Source organism: Streptomyces sp. a15, assembly GCF_059026085.1.
In genome coordinates, this window is sequence record NZ_JBWLKM010000039.1 from 1 (window position 1) to 13,847 (window position 13,847).

General features: G+C 65.9%; 13 protein-coding genes and 4 pseudogenes. 8 read left to right on the forward strand and 9 right to left on the reverse strand.

Going from position 1 to position 13,847, the window contains the following annotated elements; genetic code table 11:
* Positions 1 to 271 precede the first annotated feature (271 nt).
* The 3 genes and pseudogenes from AC5P09_RS31075 to AC5P09_RS31085 form a co-directional block, all read left to right on the forward strand.
* Positions 272 to 681, forward strand: a pseudogene (locus AC5P09_RS31075) (transposase); the annotation flags it as partial.
* 42 nt (positions 682 to 723) lie between these two features.
* Positions 724 to 918, forward strand: a pseudogene (locus AC5P09_RS31080) (transposase family protein); the annotation flags it as partial.
* Positions 919 to 1,196: 278 nt separating this feature from the next.
* Positions 1,197 to 1,697, forward strand: coding sequence for a class I SAM-dependent methyltransferase (locus tag AC5P09_RS31085; protein WP_493877069.1), 501 nt, complete (start codon positions 1,197 to 1,199; stop codon positions 1,695 to 1,697).
* Here the strand turns inward: AC5P09_RS31085 and AC5P09_RS31090 are convergent.
* The 4 genes from AC5P09_RS31090 to AC5P09_RS31105 are packed head-to-tail and all read right to left on the reverse strand — an operon-like array spanning position 1,645 to position 6,400.
* Entirely contained in the window at positions 1,645 to 4,935 is a 3,291-nt protein-coding gene (locus AC5P09_RS31090) for a lantibiotic dehydratase (RefSeq protein WP_493877070.1), read from the reverse strand. The genes AC5P09_RS31085 and AC5P09_RS31090 overlap by 53 nt on opposite strands.
* Before the next feature lie 13 nt (positions 4,936 to 4,948).
* A complete protein-coding gene (locus tag AC5P09_RS31095; protein ID WP_493877071.1) occupies positions 4,949 to 5,836 on the reverse strand; it encodes a cupin-like domain-containing protein in 888 nt (295 codons plus the stop codon).
* Entirely contained in the window at positions 5,799 to 5,984 is a 186-nt protein-coding gene (locus AC5P09_RS31100; protein WP_493877072.1) for a hypothetical protein, read from the reverse strand. The genes AC5P09_RS31095 and AC5P09_RS31100 overlap by 38 nt, the downstream gene beginning before the upstream one ends.
* A gap of 11 nt (positions 5,985 to 5,995) precedes the next feature.
* Positions 5,996 to 6,400, reverse strand: coding sequence for a hypothetical protein (locus tag AC5P09_RS31105; RefSeq protein ID WP_493877073.1), 405 nt, complete (start codon positions 6,398 to 6,400; stop codon positions 5,996 to 5,998).
* Positions 6,401 to 6,596: 196 nt separating this feature from the next.
* On the opposite strand from AC5P09_RS31105, the gene AC5P09_RS31110 reads away from it, so the two are divergent.
* Both AC5P09_RS31110 and AC5P09_RS31115 read left to right on the forward strand, forming a co-directional pair.
* Positions 6,597 to 6,923 carry a hypothetical protein gene (locus AC5P09_RS31110; RefSeq protein WP_389288193.1) on the forward strand — a complete coding sequence of 109 codons (327 nt, stop codon included), beginning with the start codon at positions 6,597 to 6,599 and terminating at the stop codon, positions 6,921 to 6,923.
* Between the two features lie 43 nt (positions 6,924 to 6,966).
* Positions 6,967 to 7,425, forward strand: coding sequence for a DUF8243 domain-containing protein (locus AC5P09_RS31115; RefSeq protein WP_493877074.1), 459 nt, complete (start codon positions 6,967 to 6,969; stop codon positions 7,423 to 7,425).
* Between the two features lie 112 nt (positions 7,426 to 7,537).
* Here the strand turns inward: AC5P09_RS31115 and AC5P09_RS31120 are convergent, their stop codons facing one another.
* From AC5P09_RS31120 to AC5P09_RS31135, 4 genes and pseudogenes are all read right to left on the reverse strand, one after another.
* Positions 7,538 to 7,663, reverse strand: coding sequence for a hypothetical protein (locus tag AC5P09_RS31120; RefSeq protein ID WP_493877134.1), 126 nt, complete (start codon positions 7,661 to 7,663; stop codon positions 7,538 to 7,540).
* 184 nt (positions 7,664 to 7,847) lie between these two features.
* A pseudogene (locus AC5P09_RS31125) lies at positions 7,848 to 8,087 on the reverse strand (hypothetical protein); the annotation flags it as partial.
* Between the two features lie 1,226 nt (positions 8,088 to 9,313).
* A complete protein-coding gene (locus AC5P09_RS31130; protein ID WP_493877075.1) occupies positions 9,314 to 9,694 on the reverse strand; it encodes a hypothetical protein in 381 nt (126 codons plus the stop codon).
* A gap of 98 nt (positions 9,695 to 9,792) precedes the next feature.
* Positions 9,793 to 10,011 (reverse strand): hypothetical protein, encoded by a 219-nt coding sequence (locus AC5P09_RS31135; RefSeq protein ID WP_493877076.1) that lies wholly within the window; start codon positions 10,009 to 10,011, stop codon positions 9,793 to 9,795.
* Positions 10,012 to 10,464: 453 nt separating this feature from the next.
* Between AC5P09_RS31135 and AC5P09_RS31140 the strand changes: the two genes are divergently transcribed.
* Positions 10,465 to 11,004, forward strand: a complete 540-nt coding sequence (locus AC5P09_RS31140) for an MFS transporter (protein ID WP_493877077.1) — start codon at positions 10,465 to 10,467, stop codon at positions 11,002 to 11,004.
* A 74-nt stretch (positions 11,005 to 11,078) separates the two neighbouring features.
* Here AC5P09_RS31140 and AC5P09_RS31145 read toward each other — a convergent pair whose 3' ends face one another.
* Complete coding sequence (locus AC5P09_RS31145; protein ID WP_493877078.1) at positions 11,079 to 11,351, reverse strand: hypothetical protein; 273 nt, start codon at positions 11,349 to 11,351, stop codon at positions 11,079 to 11,081.
* Between the two features lie 91 nt (positions 11,352 to 11,442).
* On the opposite strand from AC5P09_RS31145, the gene AC5P09_RS31150 reads away from it, so the two are divergent.
* Together AC5P09_RS31150 and AC5P09_RS31155 are read left to right on the forward strand one after the other, a co-directional pair.
* The gene (locus AC5P09_RS31150) at positions 11,443 to 12,123 is read left to right on the forward strand and encodes a helix-turn-helix domain-containing protein (RefSeq protein ID WP_493877079.1); all 681 of its coding nucleotides are present in this window, start codon (positions 11,443 to 11,445) and stop codon (positions 12,121 to 12,123) included.
* Positions 12,120 to 13,723: pseudogene (locus AC5P09_RS31155) on the forward strand (tyrosine-type recombinase/integrase). The gene AC5P09_RS31150 and the pseudogene AC5P09_RS31155 overlap by 4 nt, the downstream one beginning before the upstream one ends.
* The last annotated feature ends 124 nt before the right edge of the window (positions 13,724 to 13,847 follow it).

Consider the following 13,847-nt stretch of genomic DNA (forward strand, 5'->3'; position numbering starts at 1 on the left):
TGTACGTCCGTTGCTTGGACCCCATGAACCCCAACTTCCCCTGCAATCACGGACTCCACGCTACGAGGGGAGGGACACTGGGCGGTGTCATCCTCGGTGAGGACACGGGAGACGCCAGTGCAAGTTCATGCAGGAGGCCACCGATGATCGGGTGAAGGCGTCGATGTCCGCAACGCACGAGGCTCCTGTGCCGTTGAGGGAGGTGTTCGGCGTCTCAACTTACCGGCGCAGGAGCCTCGTTGGTTCCATATCCTGCCGCACTCGACCTGCACGCCACGAACAACGCCTGGTCCAGGTCGTCACCGTCAACGGACTGCTCTTCCCGCACGCAGCCCAGGTCCTGCGCATCCAGCGCCGACGCCGCCTCTACCGCGCGAAGAAGTGGTCCAGCGAGACCGTCTACGCCATCACGACCTGCCCGCAGAGGAAGCGAGCGCAGCCGAGATCACCTCATGGGCTCGCGGGCACTGGACCGTGGAAAACACCGTCCACTGGGTCCGCGATGTGGTCTTCGGCGAGGACAAATCCTAGGTCAGGACCCACAACCCGCCCGCCGTACTCGCCGCCGTCCGTGACCTGATCCGCAGCGCACTCAAGGTCGCCGGATACGTCAACACCGCCGCCGGACGCCGAGCCCACACCGAACGCCCCTGCGTCCTCGACCTCTGCGGCATCACATGATCAAACCGGACGACCCGGGCACACGCCGGGGCCCTGGTAAGGCCCGGCCGCGCGCACGACCTGACCGCGGCCCGCACCCACCGGATCTGCGAGTGCCAGGCCGTCCCGATCCTCGCCGACCGCGCCTACATGGGCGCCGGTCCGTGGGTGACGACACCAGTCAGACGCCCGCCCGGCCGCGGGTTGCCGCCGACTCAGCAAACGGTCAACCGCGCGCTCCCGGCGGCGCGGGCACCGGGCAAGACCGCCGCAGACGAATCCGTACCGGCCGAAGGCGCGATCGAACCGGGGCGTGCCATGAAACAGCTGCACAAGCATCGGGACGACGGATTCCGCGGCGGGTTGGAATACCTCATGCCGCCCCGTGGTACTGATCGGTCGTAATGTACCGCGAGTCACTGGGCCAACTGATTCTCATCGGCAGATCGCTTCCTGCAACATGCCGGAGGAGAGGCATTTCCCGTGGGCTGAGACTCGGCCTGAGTGAGCTCTGGTTCGACCTGAGGAACCGGACCGTGACGGGCGTGGAGCCGACTCGCCATGAAGGAACGAATCCCCTCATTTTTACGGAGCTCCTGTCGCACCTCGGTCAGGAGGTCACCCAGGGCGGTTTCCTGGATTTCGGCGCCGGTAAGGGACGGGCCCTGTTCCTGGCGGCACAGCACGGTTTCACAGTAGTGGTGGGGGTCGAGAAGTCTGCCGAGCTCTGCTCGATCGCGGAGGGGAACATCGCCCGGTGGCGCCGACGTCGGCCCGGTCTTGCCGTCGACATGCACCATGCGGACGTCGTTGACTTCCAGGTCCCTGACGACATCACCGTAGGCTTCTTCTTCAACCCGTTCGGGCCCGACATCATGCGCGTCGCGATCGACCGCATTCTCGAGTCGCTCAGGCGTACGCCGCGACCGTTCCATGTCGTCTATGCACATCCCCGTTTCGAGGACCTGTTCGTGCGAGCGGGATTCACGCCTGTCTACCGGCAGGGGATGGATGGCGTGATCCTCCGCCACGGCTGAGGAAAGGCGCAGAGTCGTAGAGCCGGCACAGGAAATCGTGGAGAACCAGCTCCTGAGAACGGGCGGCCGCGCGAAGGACACGGTTCGCGTGCATGTGCATGAGCGTCCCGGCCAGCACGGGGAGGGGCTGGGTCAGTCGTCCGGCTCGCGCTTCGGCGCGCAGTTCGGCGACAACAGGGCTAAAGGCGGCGGAGCGAGCGGCGAACGCGGAGTCTTCGGCTGCCGGCGATCGTCCTGAGAACAGCAACGCCGCCAAGCCGCCGCGTTCGTCCCTGTAACGAGCGTCGAGTCGGCGCCGCAGCCCGGCGTCCAGCCTGAATTCCTCACTCAGGCGTGCGCGGGCGGCGCCCACCACGGCGCGTTTGCCCGCCAGGTCCAAGCCGAAATCGGTCAACAGTCGGTCGAATCCAAGCAGGGCCACGCGCCACCGGTCACTGTGCGGCACGGCCTCCACGAGGTGGAGGGCGGCATCGCTGTCCGCACGGAACAGCCGCTCCGTGAGAACGATGCCCGTGGCGCCGCCGTAGCGCTCGATTTCACGGTCATAGCTGTCGATCTGCAGGCGCCGGACGATGCCATCGGCCTGCGGCTGGGTGATGGCGTCATGCAGCGCGGGGAGCACCTCGTTCAGCAGACGGGTTGGTTCTCCGTGGACGCGCAGCCGGATGTGCCAGTCGGGATCGGCATAGCGGACGAAGAACCAGTCGTCCACGGCTCCGTTGGCCAGGCAACAGCGCAGCAGCGGCCGGACCATCCGCCGCAGCACCGTGTCCGCCGTGGCAGCACCGGTGTACAGCTTGGCGTTGAGCCATTCGGAGCCGGGATGGAAGCATCGGCGTACAGGGCGGACAAGCAGTACGGGCGGCGGCGTCGGCGGTGGTGGTTGAGGCGATGGGGTGTGTGCGGGGATCTCCGATCGCAGGAACGGGAGCACCAGCTCATGCACGAACCGTCCTTCGGGCCCAGAGACGAACACATCGTCCAGGCCGTGGAACAACTCCACCAGCGTCACACGGGTCCGGTGCTTCAACAGAGACGCGAACATCTCCACGGACACCACATTCTCCAGATCGACGGGCAGGAGGTTGTCACCATCCGCGACAGCGATCCAGCGAGGCAGGCCCAGAGACTCACGCAGGATCCGCACTGCGGTGTAGAGGCGCCCGTCATGCGATTCGCCCAGGTGACCCAGTTGTTGCGCAGGTACGTTCCACCGAGACCGAGAGAGGACGAGGCGACCGGCCGTGACCCTCGGGAGGAAAGGCGCGTTCGCCAGGCTTCCGAAGGAGAAGGATAGTCCACCCGCCCGGCCCTGGGTCTGAACAGCGCAGAGGAACCGGTACAGGCCCAGATTCCCGCCGCCGCGATGATCGTGCGCCGTCGTCATTCGGGGAATGACTTCACGGCCCAGCCGTGCCGAGCGCAGCACAACACGATTGCCGGCCAGGGAGACGAGCAGATCGGTCACCGGAATCCGTCGGCCGGGGGGCGCGGTGGACCGGCCCAAGTAGGGGATCTCGTAGTCGCGCAGCCGCGGCCGGGCCAGCACATTGCCGATGCGGCCCTCGGGAAGGTGAACGACCTCGGCGAAGACCGCGTCCGGCCGCAGCGCCTCCTCGGCCCGCAGATGAGCCAGCACGTGCTTCCGCAGCATCTCCTCGCCGTGGCAGAAACGGCCCAGCAGATTGGCTCCCGACGGCCCGCCGGCACTGGAGAGGAACACACGGAACCTGCCCTGTGCCACCGCTGCCTCGCTGCCGGCGAGCACTGTAGCCACCACGCTGAACGCGTCGGGCAGGGGTGGTGGCGAATCCTCCGCTTCGGCCAGAGCTCTCAGCTCCTCGGCTCCGAGCGCGATCTCGTCGGCCCCGGTTCGCAGCGCCGAGCTGAGCCACCGCAGTAGGAGCGCGTCGCGGCGCCCGAACGACGGCTCGGACGCGCGTTGCTCGGTAGGGAAGGGAAGACCCTCCAGGAGCGGCTCCGCCGCCGCGCCGGTGGCGGCGCGTGCGCTCGGGGCCGCGAAGCCGATGCCCGCCTCCGGGTCCAGGGCTTCGCACAGTGGCACCTCACGGCGCCCGTAGCGTTGCCGGAACGCTTCCCGGAACAGGTCGAGAGAGCTCGACGGCCTCCTTCCAGAAACCCGTTGAAGGAGCTGCACGCCCCGGCTGATCTCATCCAGCACCTCGTTGCCCAGGGTGGCCGACACGGTTGGCTTCATCAGGTTGACCTGAAACAGGCCGGTGCGCTCGCCCTCAGCCGGAAGTCCGCCAAGAGCCTCGATGACCCGGCGGTATGCGGAAGAATCCGTTCCAGGCGGCTGGAGGTCGAGCGCGTGGAGCTCGTCCGCGACCAGGGCCAACGCGGCGGCGGCACGGCTGGCCGGGAGGCAGTCGTGGAGCTCCGCCAGCGACGAGAGCACGTCCTGCATCGGTTCGGGACCACTCACCGATGGCTGGAGAGTGGGCACCAGTACCTGATGGTCAATCAATTCCGCGATGTATGTGAGCGCTTCCCCTGGCGTTGCGCCTGGGGCACCCGCACGGACCGCTGCGGCCAGTTCTATCGGCCGCGCGCCGCAAGCGGCCCGTTCGAGAGCCCTCTCCAGCGACTCCTGGGATGCCACCGCCGCCAATGCGTAGGTCTTGCCTCCGTCCGTCATGCGGGCCTCGGCGTAGCGGAAGCCGTTCCCCGCCCTGTACAGACTTGAGTTGGGTACGTACTTCAGGTACCGCCGTACCGTCGGGTCGCGCTGCAGAGCGTCACACAGAGCGGCGACGTAGCGGGCGTCGAGGCGGGTGTGGCGGCGGTACTGCTCCGCCGGAGCCAGCCGCAGAATGGTGCGTTCACTCGCCCCTCCGCTCGACCCGATCGAACAGCCGGCGAACAGACCGAACGGGGTGGGACGGCCAGCCATGCGCGAGAGGTAACGAAGCAAGCTCCGTTCCACCTTCTGCCCGCGCCTCGAGTCCGCATCGTGTTTCCACCGGTCCAGGCTCTCCGAGAGGGACGGCGAAGCGACAGCCAGCGCCTCCTGTACGTCAGGGCGCTCGCAGAGGCGGCGCAAGCGGTCACGCACGCGGACGCGGTCGCGCAGCAGTGCCGCGTCGAGGAGAGCAGGGTCCCTACAGTCCGCCGCCTCCAGTCCGTTTCCCAGGGAGAGCAGCGCGTCGAGGGGAAGGTAGGGCGTACGGAGAACGAAGAAGTCCGCCGGGGCGCAGATCGATGGCGCTCGTCGCATGGCCCACCACTCGTCAACGGGAAGCGGCCGGAGTCGAACCGCCCGGGGCCGGACGCAGGGCGGTACGCAGCCTGGCCCGCCCACGGCGCAGCAGGAAGCGCCACAGGCCGGGCAGCGCGAGTCCCTGGGGGAAGGGGCGGGGCCAGAAGAAGTTCACGTTCACCGCCCAGCCCGAGACCACGGTGACCTGGTGGAACCAGCCGACCGGGATGTACAGCGACTCACCAGGGCGGAGAGTGCAGTGCCACCCGGTGGCGCGTCGGGCCAAGGGGAATCGCTCGAAATCCGGGATGTTGGGGTCGAACCGGCAGTGGGTATGGCCGGGGATACGGTAGACGAGCTGTGACTGCGACGGAGGAAAGAGCACGAATTCCTTACGGCCAATGATCTGCGTATTGCAGTTCGGAGTCACGTCGCAGTGCAGCCCGCAGGATGTTCCCAGCGCACCGCACCAGAAGTTGATGTCGACCGGCGCCGCCCGGTACCAGTCCGGGACGGGTGTGCCTTCCCGCAGGGCTCGCGGAAGTTGCTCCAACTTCGCGTCCATGTAATAGAAGTGATCGAGGCGGAGCTCATGGATCGCGCGGGTGATGTCGCGGGCGGTGGAGTGTCCTTCGGTGATGTCGCGCAGTGTTCCCGCTGTCTCGACGACCCAGTCCATGTATCGGGTGAACGGGATGAAACCGCCGCGGGCGAGATTCTGGAAGATGTTGCTCGGGGGACCGTGGGTCTCCCGGACCGGCACGTCGTGTTCGCCGATCACCGCCTTCAGATACGCGGAATCCCAGAGCAGGGGCGCCACCCGTCCCGAAGGGCTGTCGATGACGATCCTTGGCTCGCCGCCCCGGCGTGGTGGCCGGAAATCACCGTACGAGACGCGCGGGACGGGAATCAGGTCCATCGCCGTCTTCCTCGTGCATGGTTTCGGTCTCGTCGCAGGTCCACAGGCTGTGCCCCTGCGTCGTCAGCAACTGGTCGGTCAGATCTCCGACAACCTCCCGTTTCAGGTCCAGCTTATTCACCATGCGTGGTTCTTCGGTCGTACCCATGTCATTCTCCCCTAGCCGAGAATCGCTTCGCGAAGGAGCTTCATCCCCATGAGTTCATGGAGCTGAGAACCGTCCTGGTTCCTTCTGGATGCCAGGCCACCGCCCAGTTCGCGAATTCTTTCGTTGTAGCCGTCCAGTGCGGCCATGTTTGGCAGTTCGATCAGGAGCATCACATCCCAGTCGCCCGCGTGAGCGAGGGGTGCGATCAGGGTCCGGTAGCTGAGGATGAGGCCCTGTTCCTTCGCTGCCTCCATAAGAGGCTTCCATTCGGAACGCAAGTACGCCAGGTAGGAGATCGTCCGTCCCGGCTTGGCCTGCATGAATTGCACCGACCACACCGATCCCTCGGAATAGGGCGGATCCTCCGCGAGGGCGGCCCCGGCCGCCGCCTCGGGTGACGATGTGTCTCTTTCCATGGCCGACTCCTCGCTTGTGCCTGTTACGGAGTGCCTGTTCAGGATCTATTCACAATCACCCGACCGCAACCGGGGAGCTGAGGTGCGCGCCCTGCGCGGGGCCGCCGCTGAGCCGATTGGCTCAGGCCGGGTTGTGGGCCGGGGACGGCCCGTGTTTGCTCGTCATTACGAGTCCCACACTTAAGGAGGCCCCTCAATGACCACGCGCGTTCGTGACACCAAGCTCTGGACGAAGATCGACGATGTGTCGCAGGAGATCCGAGACGAGCCGTGGAGCATGTACTGGCGGGAATGGAAGACCGGTAGCGACCCGTTCGAGGAATTCCTGCACGACCCGGTCGGCGTGCTCGCGGAAGAGATCGCGGAAGTCGGTCCTGACTGGACGGTGACGACAACGGTCGCGAACCACCAGGTGGGCCTGCGGGCCAGTCCCATCTGCATCGTCGCGATGGTCGTTCCGAACGAGCGACGAGCCTACCTCTGGCTCTACAAACACGAGCCCGAGGACGGCAAAGCGTCATGACCGGGGAGCAGTGGCCGTCCGACGGTTCCTGGGGAGGAACGCGATGACCGGTCGTCGCGACACCATTCCGGTCGACAACGGTCTCTTTCAGGCCGTCTACGACTCGCCGGCGTCCCTGCCCGGACGCCACCGCTGGGTGACCCCTGACGAGGATGTGCGTGAGCTCGAGGAACTCCTCGGCATGCCCTCGAACACCATTCACGCACCATTGTGGGTCAGCGGAGACACCAGGGAGTGCGCCTCCTGCGGCCGGCAGGTGAGCTGGCTCGACATCGTTTCATCGGCGCTCCACAAGGTGCACGACCGGGCGATGATTGCGCGCGTCATCCTCGGCGACCAGAAATTCGTCAACGTGGAAGCGCCGCAGGCTATCCCGGATGTGCTCTGCGTCCGTTGCGATTCGCCCATTACGGATCTCCGCAGTTTCAAGTGTCACAACTGGGCCTATGCGTATGAAGACTTGGAGCGTGTGCTGGAGCACATGGCCGACCGAAAGGCATAACTGCGGCGTGGCTTTACCTTCCTCGGGCTCAATTTACTGCGGGGCGTTTTACCGCTCCGCGCTGCACCCGCTCCTCCTGCGCATCACCACCTGCGGGGTCTGTCTGGGTTGATCACGTGAGGCCGAGGATGGACAACGGTCGGCGGTAGTCGCGGCCGGTGTTCCGGAGAGCGGCGGCGATGTTGGGCTCGCTGTTCTGGCGGAAGGTGCTGATGTCGAGGTTGCGCAGGCTGGCCATGGTGCGGGGCAGGTGGTCGGTGCGGACCTTGGAGTCGTCCTCGCGGAAGGTGTGGTCGCGGACATGGTGCAGGAGGTTTTTGATGCCCCAGTGGCCTCTGATCCAGGCGACGAGCTCGGCTTTCGTCGTGCAGTCTGTGGTTGACGGCGTGGGCCACGATGTCCAGCGCGTTGGTCGTCCGTCCGCACCGGCACTGTGATTGGCCTGAGGCCGGGATGGCCGAGAACTCTCTGACGGTACCGATGGGAAGCCGCAGAAGGCCCTCGATGTACCGGAGTTCGGCGGGGGGTGTCGCGACGACGGTGCCTTCGAGCGGGAGGAGTGAGATGGCCTGCTGCATCTCGTAGTCGTCGAGCTTGATCCCGGTCCGCGCCCCGCTCTCGCGGTAGTGGTCCTTCAGCTCCTGAAGCGAGGAGGTGTTCATTCTGGTCCTTTCGAGTGCATGCACGAGAGCGCTGCCGGTCACCGGGCGAGCCGGACCCGGAATGGCCTCCGGTCCGCTCCACTCCCGTATGGCCCTTAACGGTGCACCGAAGACCGCACTATCAGCATCGCGGAGCGCCGCAGTAGCACTCGGCGGCACCTTCACCTACATCTAATGTCGGGACGCGGCAGGGATCTCAGTCCGCAGCTCAATGACCTGCGGACTGAGATCTCTTGCGCAGAGGCTGGGCCACATCTGCCGCATGAAAGATTTCAGTGTTTAATTGAGACCTGAGCTGCGGCCGCGGCATGCGTTACGTACCGTAGTCGCGCTCCTTCTGGCTGCGCGGCACCCTTCGGCTGGATGCGCCGACCAGCTGACCCTCGTCCTCGCGCTGGTTGCGCTCGGTGAGGCGTCTATCCGCCTTTACTGCGCGTGTTGGTGGCAAATTGATTGACTGCCAGAGACATAGCAGCACGTCGCAGTAACGCTCGATCCGGGAGCAAGAGTTGAGATCCACTGACTGCCGTCCCACGCGCGGCTGGAATCTGTGAAGGTGACGTTCAAAGTGCCATCCGGCGCGATGCCTTGCTCAGGAGTGATCCCGATACCGGCAAGGTACTTGAGCGGGTCGGCGATCAGCGCCCCAGCGTCCTCAGTCGGGAGATCGAAGTGGAAGAGCGGTGGGTCACCTTCCCTGCCCGCCACTCCCGGGCCAGCGAGCTGGACCACGTTTGAACCAGGTGTGTGCTTGTTCATTGGATTCTCCCGTATGGACTGTGAGTAGCGAATGTTGTTCAGGTTGAACAGGCGATGAACTACCTCTCCGTTGCATCATTTCACTCCGGTGGGCAGTTTCCTCACTTCCAACACGACGATTCGGCGAATGTGGGCGTTAGTTGCATCTGTGGTAGCTAATATCTTCTTCCTGTTGCCAGTAATGACATTCCATAGGATATTCGCCGCACGGTGGCTGTTTCCCGGCTCACCCGCCGAAAGAGGGCGGTATAGCCGTCACCCGGTACGACGAGCACAACACCGCCGCCACCGTCAACGCACTGATTCTCTCTTCCCCGAGGCCATCGACGACCACACCACCCACCTGGTGCTCTCCGCCAAGTGGTGCCCCGAGGACGCGCACTGGCGCGGGTGTCCCGTCCTGCCCTCGGAGGGCGGGACGGGACACCGATGGCTACTGGCATACCCCCACTTCGAGGTGCAGTAATTCAGGATGCCTCGCATGCCGCCGTGGGGGGATCGGTTTCGTCCACGATCCGCAACATCTCAGTAGAAGGCATGTGCTGCATCGTCACGATCTGTGGACAGCGTCGGCAGATGGCGGGGCCCTCCTGATAGAACCAACGACACTGCGCACGGATCGGACACTTCGGCAGGCGGACGGTCACCTCGTCCAACAAGACGGTGCTGCGCGCGGCAATTTGGCAGGCTGCCTTCTTGAAGTGAATGCAGCCCGAGGCGCGGCACGTGGCTGCGAAACGAAACACCTCGCTTGGTGACACCGGCTGCGCCAAGTCGATGATCTCTCGAGTCACCGGCATCGCATGCTTGGTCGGCAGGACTCGCGGTTCATCCGCTGTGCCGGACACGACTCCGATGAGAACCGACTCGGTGAGGTGCGGAGGTGCGCTGGGACAGAGTAGTTCTTCTCCTCCGCGCCTGTCCGGCTCATCATGGGACATGAAGGCTACCCTTCGGACTGGTGCGGTCGGATATCCTTCACCCTGAAACCTCCTGACGTCGTATCCTGCGCCAGCGTCACTTCGAAGAGCGCCTCCGGGAAGAATCCGGCCACGATGGGCCGGCTGGACACGTGGTCACCGGGTTTTCGGGCAGCAAGTGCGATTGCGACGCCCCCGGCGGCGGCCCTCGCGATCTGTTCTGCCCCGATTCCTTCGGCGTTCATCTTCCCTCCGGTTGCCTAGTTTCTGGATGGATGATTTGACGCTCGCACGTCTCCGCTGTTGTCGCACGGCTATCAGTCCGTTCGGGCGGTGATGCATGCCCTCTCAAAGGTTTCGGGTGTTACCCGGCTGGTGCCTGCGGCCAGCGGCACCACCGTGGCCATAAGGCGATCTTCCTCATGGGCCGCGTGGCTGGTAGGTCGTGGGCGGCTGAATACCCGAAGATCCCCGTTTAGGGAAGCCGGGGATTCTCCGCATCATTGGCCCTCCCACCGCCCGGACCCCTGTGCCTGAAGCCGTACGTTCACCCTGTCGTTCCAGCTGACGCACCCACCACACAGGCGTGATCTCAGTCACGCAGCCGTCCAGGAAAAGGGACACGATGGATCGCTACAACGCGAGACGCACGCAGGGCTCCGGCCTCGTGTAAAGCGACACGACCTGTGGGGGACACGGTGTCTGCTGACACAAACCTGCTGCGCGACTTGTCCTGGAGTGCGACCGGACTCGGTATCGTCATGGGCGCGGGCGGTATCGGAGGATTCGCCGGCGCGCTTGCATGGCGTCCGCTGGAGCGGCGGTGGGGAGCCGGGCCCGTGATGCTCACCGCCCTCGCGCTGAACCCGGTCGCCCAGATCCCACTCGTCCTCGTTGGACCGGGCCTCGGCGGGCAGCTCGCAATCGGTACAGGCATGGTCATCCAGACCTGCGCCGCGGTGGCGCACGGCGGACTGCAACGAAGCGTGCGACAGGAGCTCTGCCCCGATCACCTCCAGGGCCGGGCCCAGTCCACCGGGGCGTGGCTCGCCTTCGGACTACGCCCCTTCGCAGCCCTCCTGGCTGGCGCGCTGGGCACCCTGATCGGCCTGCGCCCCACCCTCACCGTAATCACCTGCCTGCTCACCACTCCGTTCCTTGTCCTGTGGTGCTCGCCGGTGCGTTCCCTCCGCAAAGTCCCCACCGTTCAACCCGCCACTGTCCAAGGCACCTCGTAACAACCCTCGCCCCAGCCCTCATCAGCGGGAGGACTCAACAATGTGTCCTGCCCCGCATCCGCAAAGTCCGAGACTTACGCGGCTTCGCCGAGGCCGGCCGCAAGCTCGCGGGCCTGCAGGTGTTCCAGTCCGAGCAGCTTCAGTAGGTCGGCGGTGACAACCCGGTAGGCGTTCCCGAGCCGCAGCACCTTGACCGGGTACTCCCCCTGCTTGGCGAGTCCGTACCCGGTGGATCGGCCGATCATCAGCGCCCGGTTCGAGGTGTCGAGGTCGATAACCGCCGGGAGAGCAAGCAGCTCGTCGCTCGTCAGCCCTCGCGCCTCACGGGAAGACCCGGATGCCGTCATGACGCCCTCCTGGTGGCGCTCGGTGTCGTGGTGCCGCCATAGATGTATCACGTAGTTGTAGCAGCGCCTTTTCTCGATCTAAAGTGTCGCCATGACACCTGATCAATGGCCAGCAGCGTTCACCGCTCGGATCGCCCAGGGGATGCGGGAGGCACGCAAGGCCGCCGGCTTCACCATGGGCGAAGTCGCCCAAGGCTGCGCCGACCGGGGCTTGACGGAGTTCACCGAGCACTCCATGAAGAACCTGGAATCCGGGCGCAAGGCGAGCATCACCGTCGCGGACTTCGTCGTGCTGGCTGACGTCCTGGGCGTCCCGCCCGTGACCCTCCTCTTCCCGCTCGGTGCCTCCGCCACCGTGGAGGTCCTCCCGGGCCAGGAAGTGTCCACGTGGGACGCGCTCGCTTGGTTCACCGGCGAGACCCCCTTGGACCGGCCCGCCGCCGAAGGCACAGCCCAGGAAGTCCTCGACGTCTTCCGCCATCACGGCGACCTGGTGGCCGCCGCGACGTCCTCCAACGCCTTGGCCAGGGATCGGCGACGCACGGCGAGCACCACCCTGGACCGGGCCCGCAGAGCCAACCTCCTGCAGCGCGCCGAGGGGTACGAGGAGCACGCCTTCGAGGACTGCCAAGAACTGCGTGCGTTCCGAGGCCGGATGCGCGAGCGCGGTCTCGTACCTCCGGCCCTGCCCGACGAGCTGGCCTTCGTCGACCAGCCTGAAATACCGACCCACCCGCCTGAAATACCGACCCACCCGGAGGACAGCGAGTGAAGAACGGCACCATCACCCGGCGGTGCCGGTGCACGGACCCGGCGACCGGCAAGGACTTCGGGGCCTCGTGCCCCAAGCTCAAGTCGCGGCGGCACGGGGTCTGGAGCGTGTTCCAGGTACTGGACCCGGCTCAGGACGGCCGCCGCCGACGCTTCCGCCGCGGCGGCTTCGAGTCCTCCAGCAAGGCCCAGGAGGAGCTGGACAAGGTCCGAGCCCTCATGGCCATTCCCGAGGAGGACGACGCCTGGGGCAAGACCCAGATCAGCGACCTCATCGAGAGCTGCCTCAAAGAGAAGGACCCGCTTCCGGACTACGACGAGACTCGCCGCCGGTTCCAGTCCGGGCAGACGCTCAACTCCAAGACCACCGTGGGCGAGTGGCTAGACACCTGGCTTGCCGGGCGTAAGCGCCTGCGTCGGGGAGGCGCGGCTCGCTACGAGTGTGATATCCGCGTTCACCTCAGGCCGCACCTCGGCCACCTGCGGCTGGACAAGCTGCGGGTGCATCACATCAACACGATGTTCGACGCGATCAACGAGCGCAACATCGAGATCCAGGAGCAGAACGCCCAGCGGCGGGTGGTGCGTGACGACCTCAAGGCGACGCTGAACAAGGGGGCCGAGAACCGGGCCCGCCGCAAGTGGCTGCAGGCCCAGCTCGACGCGATGCCGCCCTTCAGGCGGATTACCGGTCTCAACACGCAGCCGCACATCCGCGACACCCTGCGGGCTGCGCTGAACGTCGCCTCGCCCAGCAGGTGATGCCGGCCTTCAACCCTGCGGCACACGTCGAGCTGCTGCCGGGCACCAAGCCGAAGGCGCTCATCTGGACGGACGAGCGAATCGCCCGGTGGGAGGAGACCGGCGAGAAGCCTTCGCCGGTCATGGTCTGGACCCCCGAGCAGACCGGTACCTTCCTCGACTATGTCGCCGAGGACCGCCTGTACCCGTTCTGGCGGCTGATCGCCTTCCGTGGCACCCGTCGCGGCGAGTCGTGCGGTGTCCGCTGGGTGGACCATTCGGCCGCCGCGAAATCCCTCGCCATCGCCACCCAGCTCGTGCAGGACGGCTGGGAGATCCACGAGGGTGCGCCCAAGACCGACTCCGGTATTCGCCTGATCGCCCTCGACGACGAGACCGATCAGCTGTTGCTCACCCACAAGGCCCGCCAGCAGCAGGAGCGGCTCGAATGGGGTGACGGGTGGGTCGATACAGGCCGCATCTTCACCCAGGAGGACGGCTCGATCCTTCACCCGGGCAAGGTGTCCGACCTCTTCGAGCGTCTGGTGGAGGCCGCCGGGCTGCCGCCCATCCGGCTGCACGACCTTCGCCACGTCGCCGCCACGCTCATGCTCGCGGCCGGAGTCGACATCAAGGTCGTCTCCGAGACCCTCGGCCACTCGGACACCCGGGTCACCCGCGATATCTACCAGGCCGTCTTGGACGACCTCGCCCGCGACGCCGCAGAGAAGGTCGTGCAACTCGTGCCTCGGGCTCGTAAGCCCCTCACAGTGGTCAAGGACGCCGAGGCCGCCCCTGCCCGCCCGAGGATGACCCCGCCTCGGAAGGCCAAGAAGTCGACCGAGGAACGCTCTGCCTGAGTGAGCAAGAGAGAGGAGCCCCGGTCAGCGGCAATCTGACCGGGGCTCCGGCATGTGTGCCGTCGGTGCCGTCCCGACCGCCCGAACACTCGCCGGGCCACTCCGTCCTCAGACGGGCTTGTCC

Coding starts and splice junctions, on each gene's coding strand:
- AC5P09_RS31105 (WP_493877073.1), bottom strand. CDS start 6,400: ATGGAAAGAGACACATCGTCACCCGAGGCGGCGGCCGGGGCCGCCCTC.
- AC5P09_RS31120 (WP_493877134.1), bottom strand. CDS start 7,663: ATGGCCAGCCTGCGCAACCTCGACATCAGCACCTTCCGCCAGAACAGC.
- AC5P09_RS31115 (WP_493877074.1), top strand. CDS start 6,967: ATGACCGGTCGTCGCGACACCATTCCGGTCGACAACGGTCTCTTTCAG.
- AC5P09_RS31095 (WP_493877071.1), bottom strand. CDS start 5,836: ATGGACCTGATTCCCGTCCCGCGCGTCTCGTACGGTGATTTCCGGCCA.
- AC5P09_RS31110 (WP_389288193.1), top strand. CDS start 6,597: ATGACCACGCGCGTTCGTGACACCAAGCTCTGGACGAAGATCGACGAT.
- AC5P09_RS31090 (WP_493877070.1), bottom strand. CDS start 4,935: ATGCGACGAGCGCCATCGATCTGCGCCCCGGCGGACTTCTTCGTTCTC.
- AC5P09_RS31100 (WP_493877072.1), bottom strand. CDS start 5,984: ATGGGTACGACCGAAGAACCACGCATGGTGAATAAGCTGGACCTGAAA.
- AC5P09_RS31150 (WP_493877079.1), top strand. CDS start 11,443: ATGACACCTGATCAATGGCCAGCAGCGTTCACCGCTCGGATCGCCCAG.
- AC5P09_RS31145 (WP_493877078.1), bottom strand. CDS start 11,351: ATGACGGCATCCGGGTCTTCCCGTGAGGCGCGAGGGCTGACGAGCGAC.
- AC5P09_RS31135 (WP_493877076.1), bottom strand. CDS start 10,011: ATGAACGCCGAAGGAATCGGGGCAGAACAGATCGCGAGGGCCGCCGCC.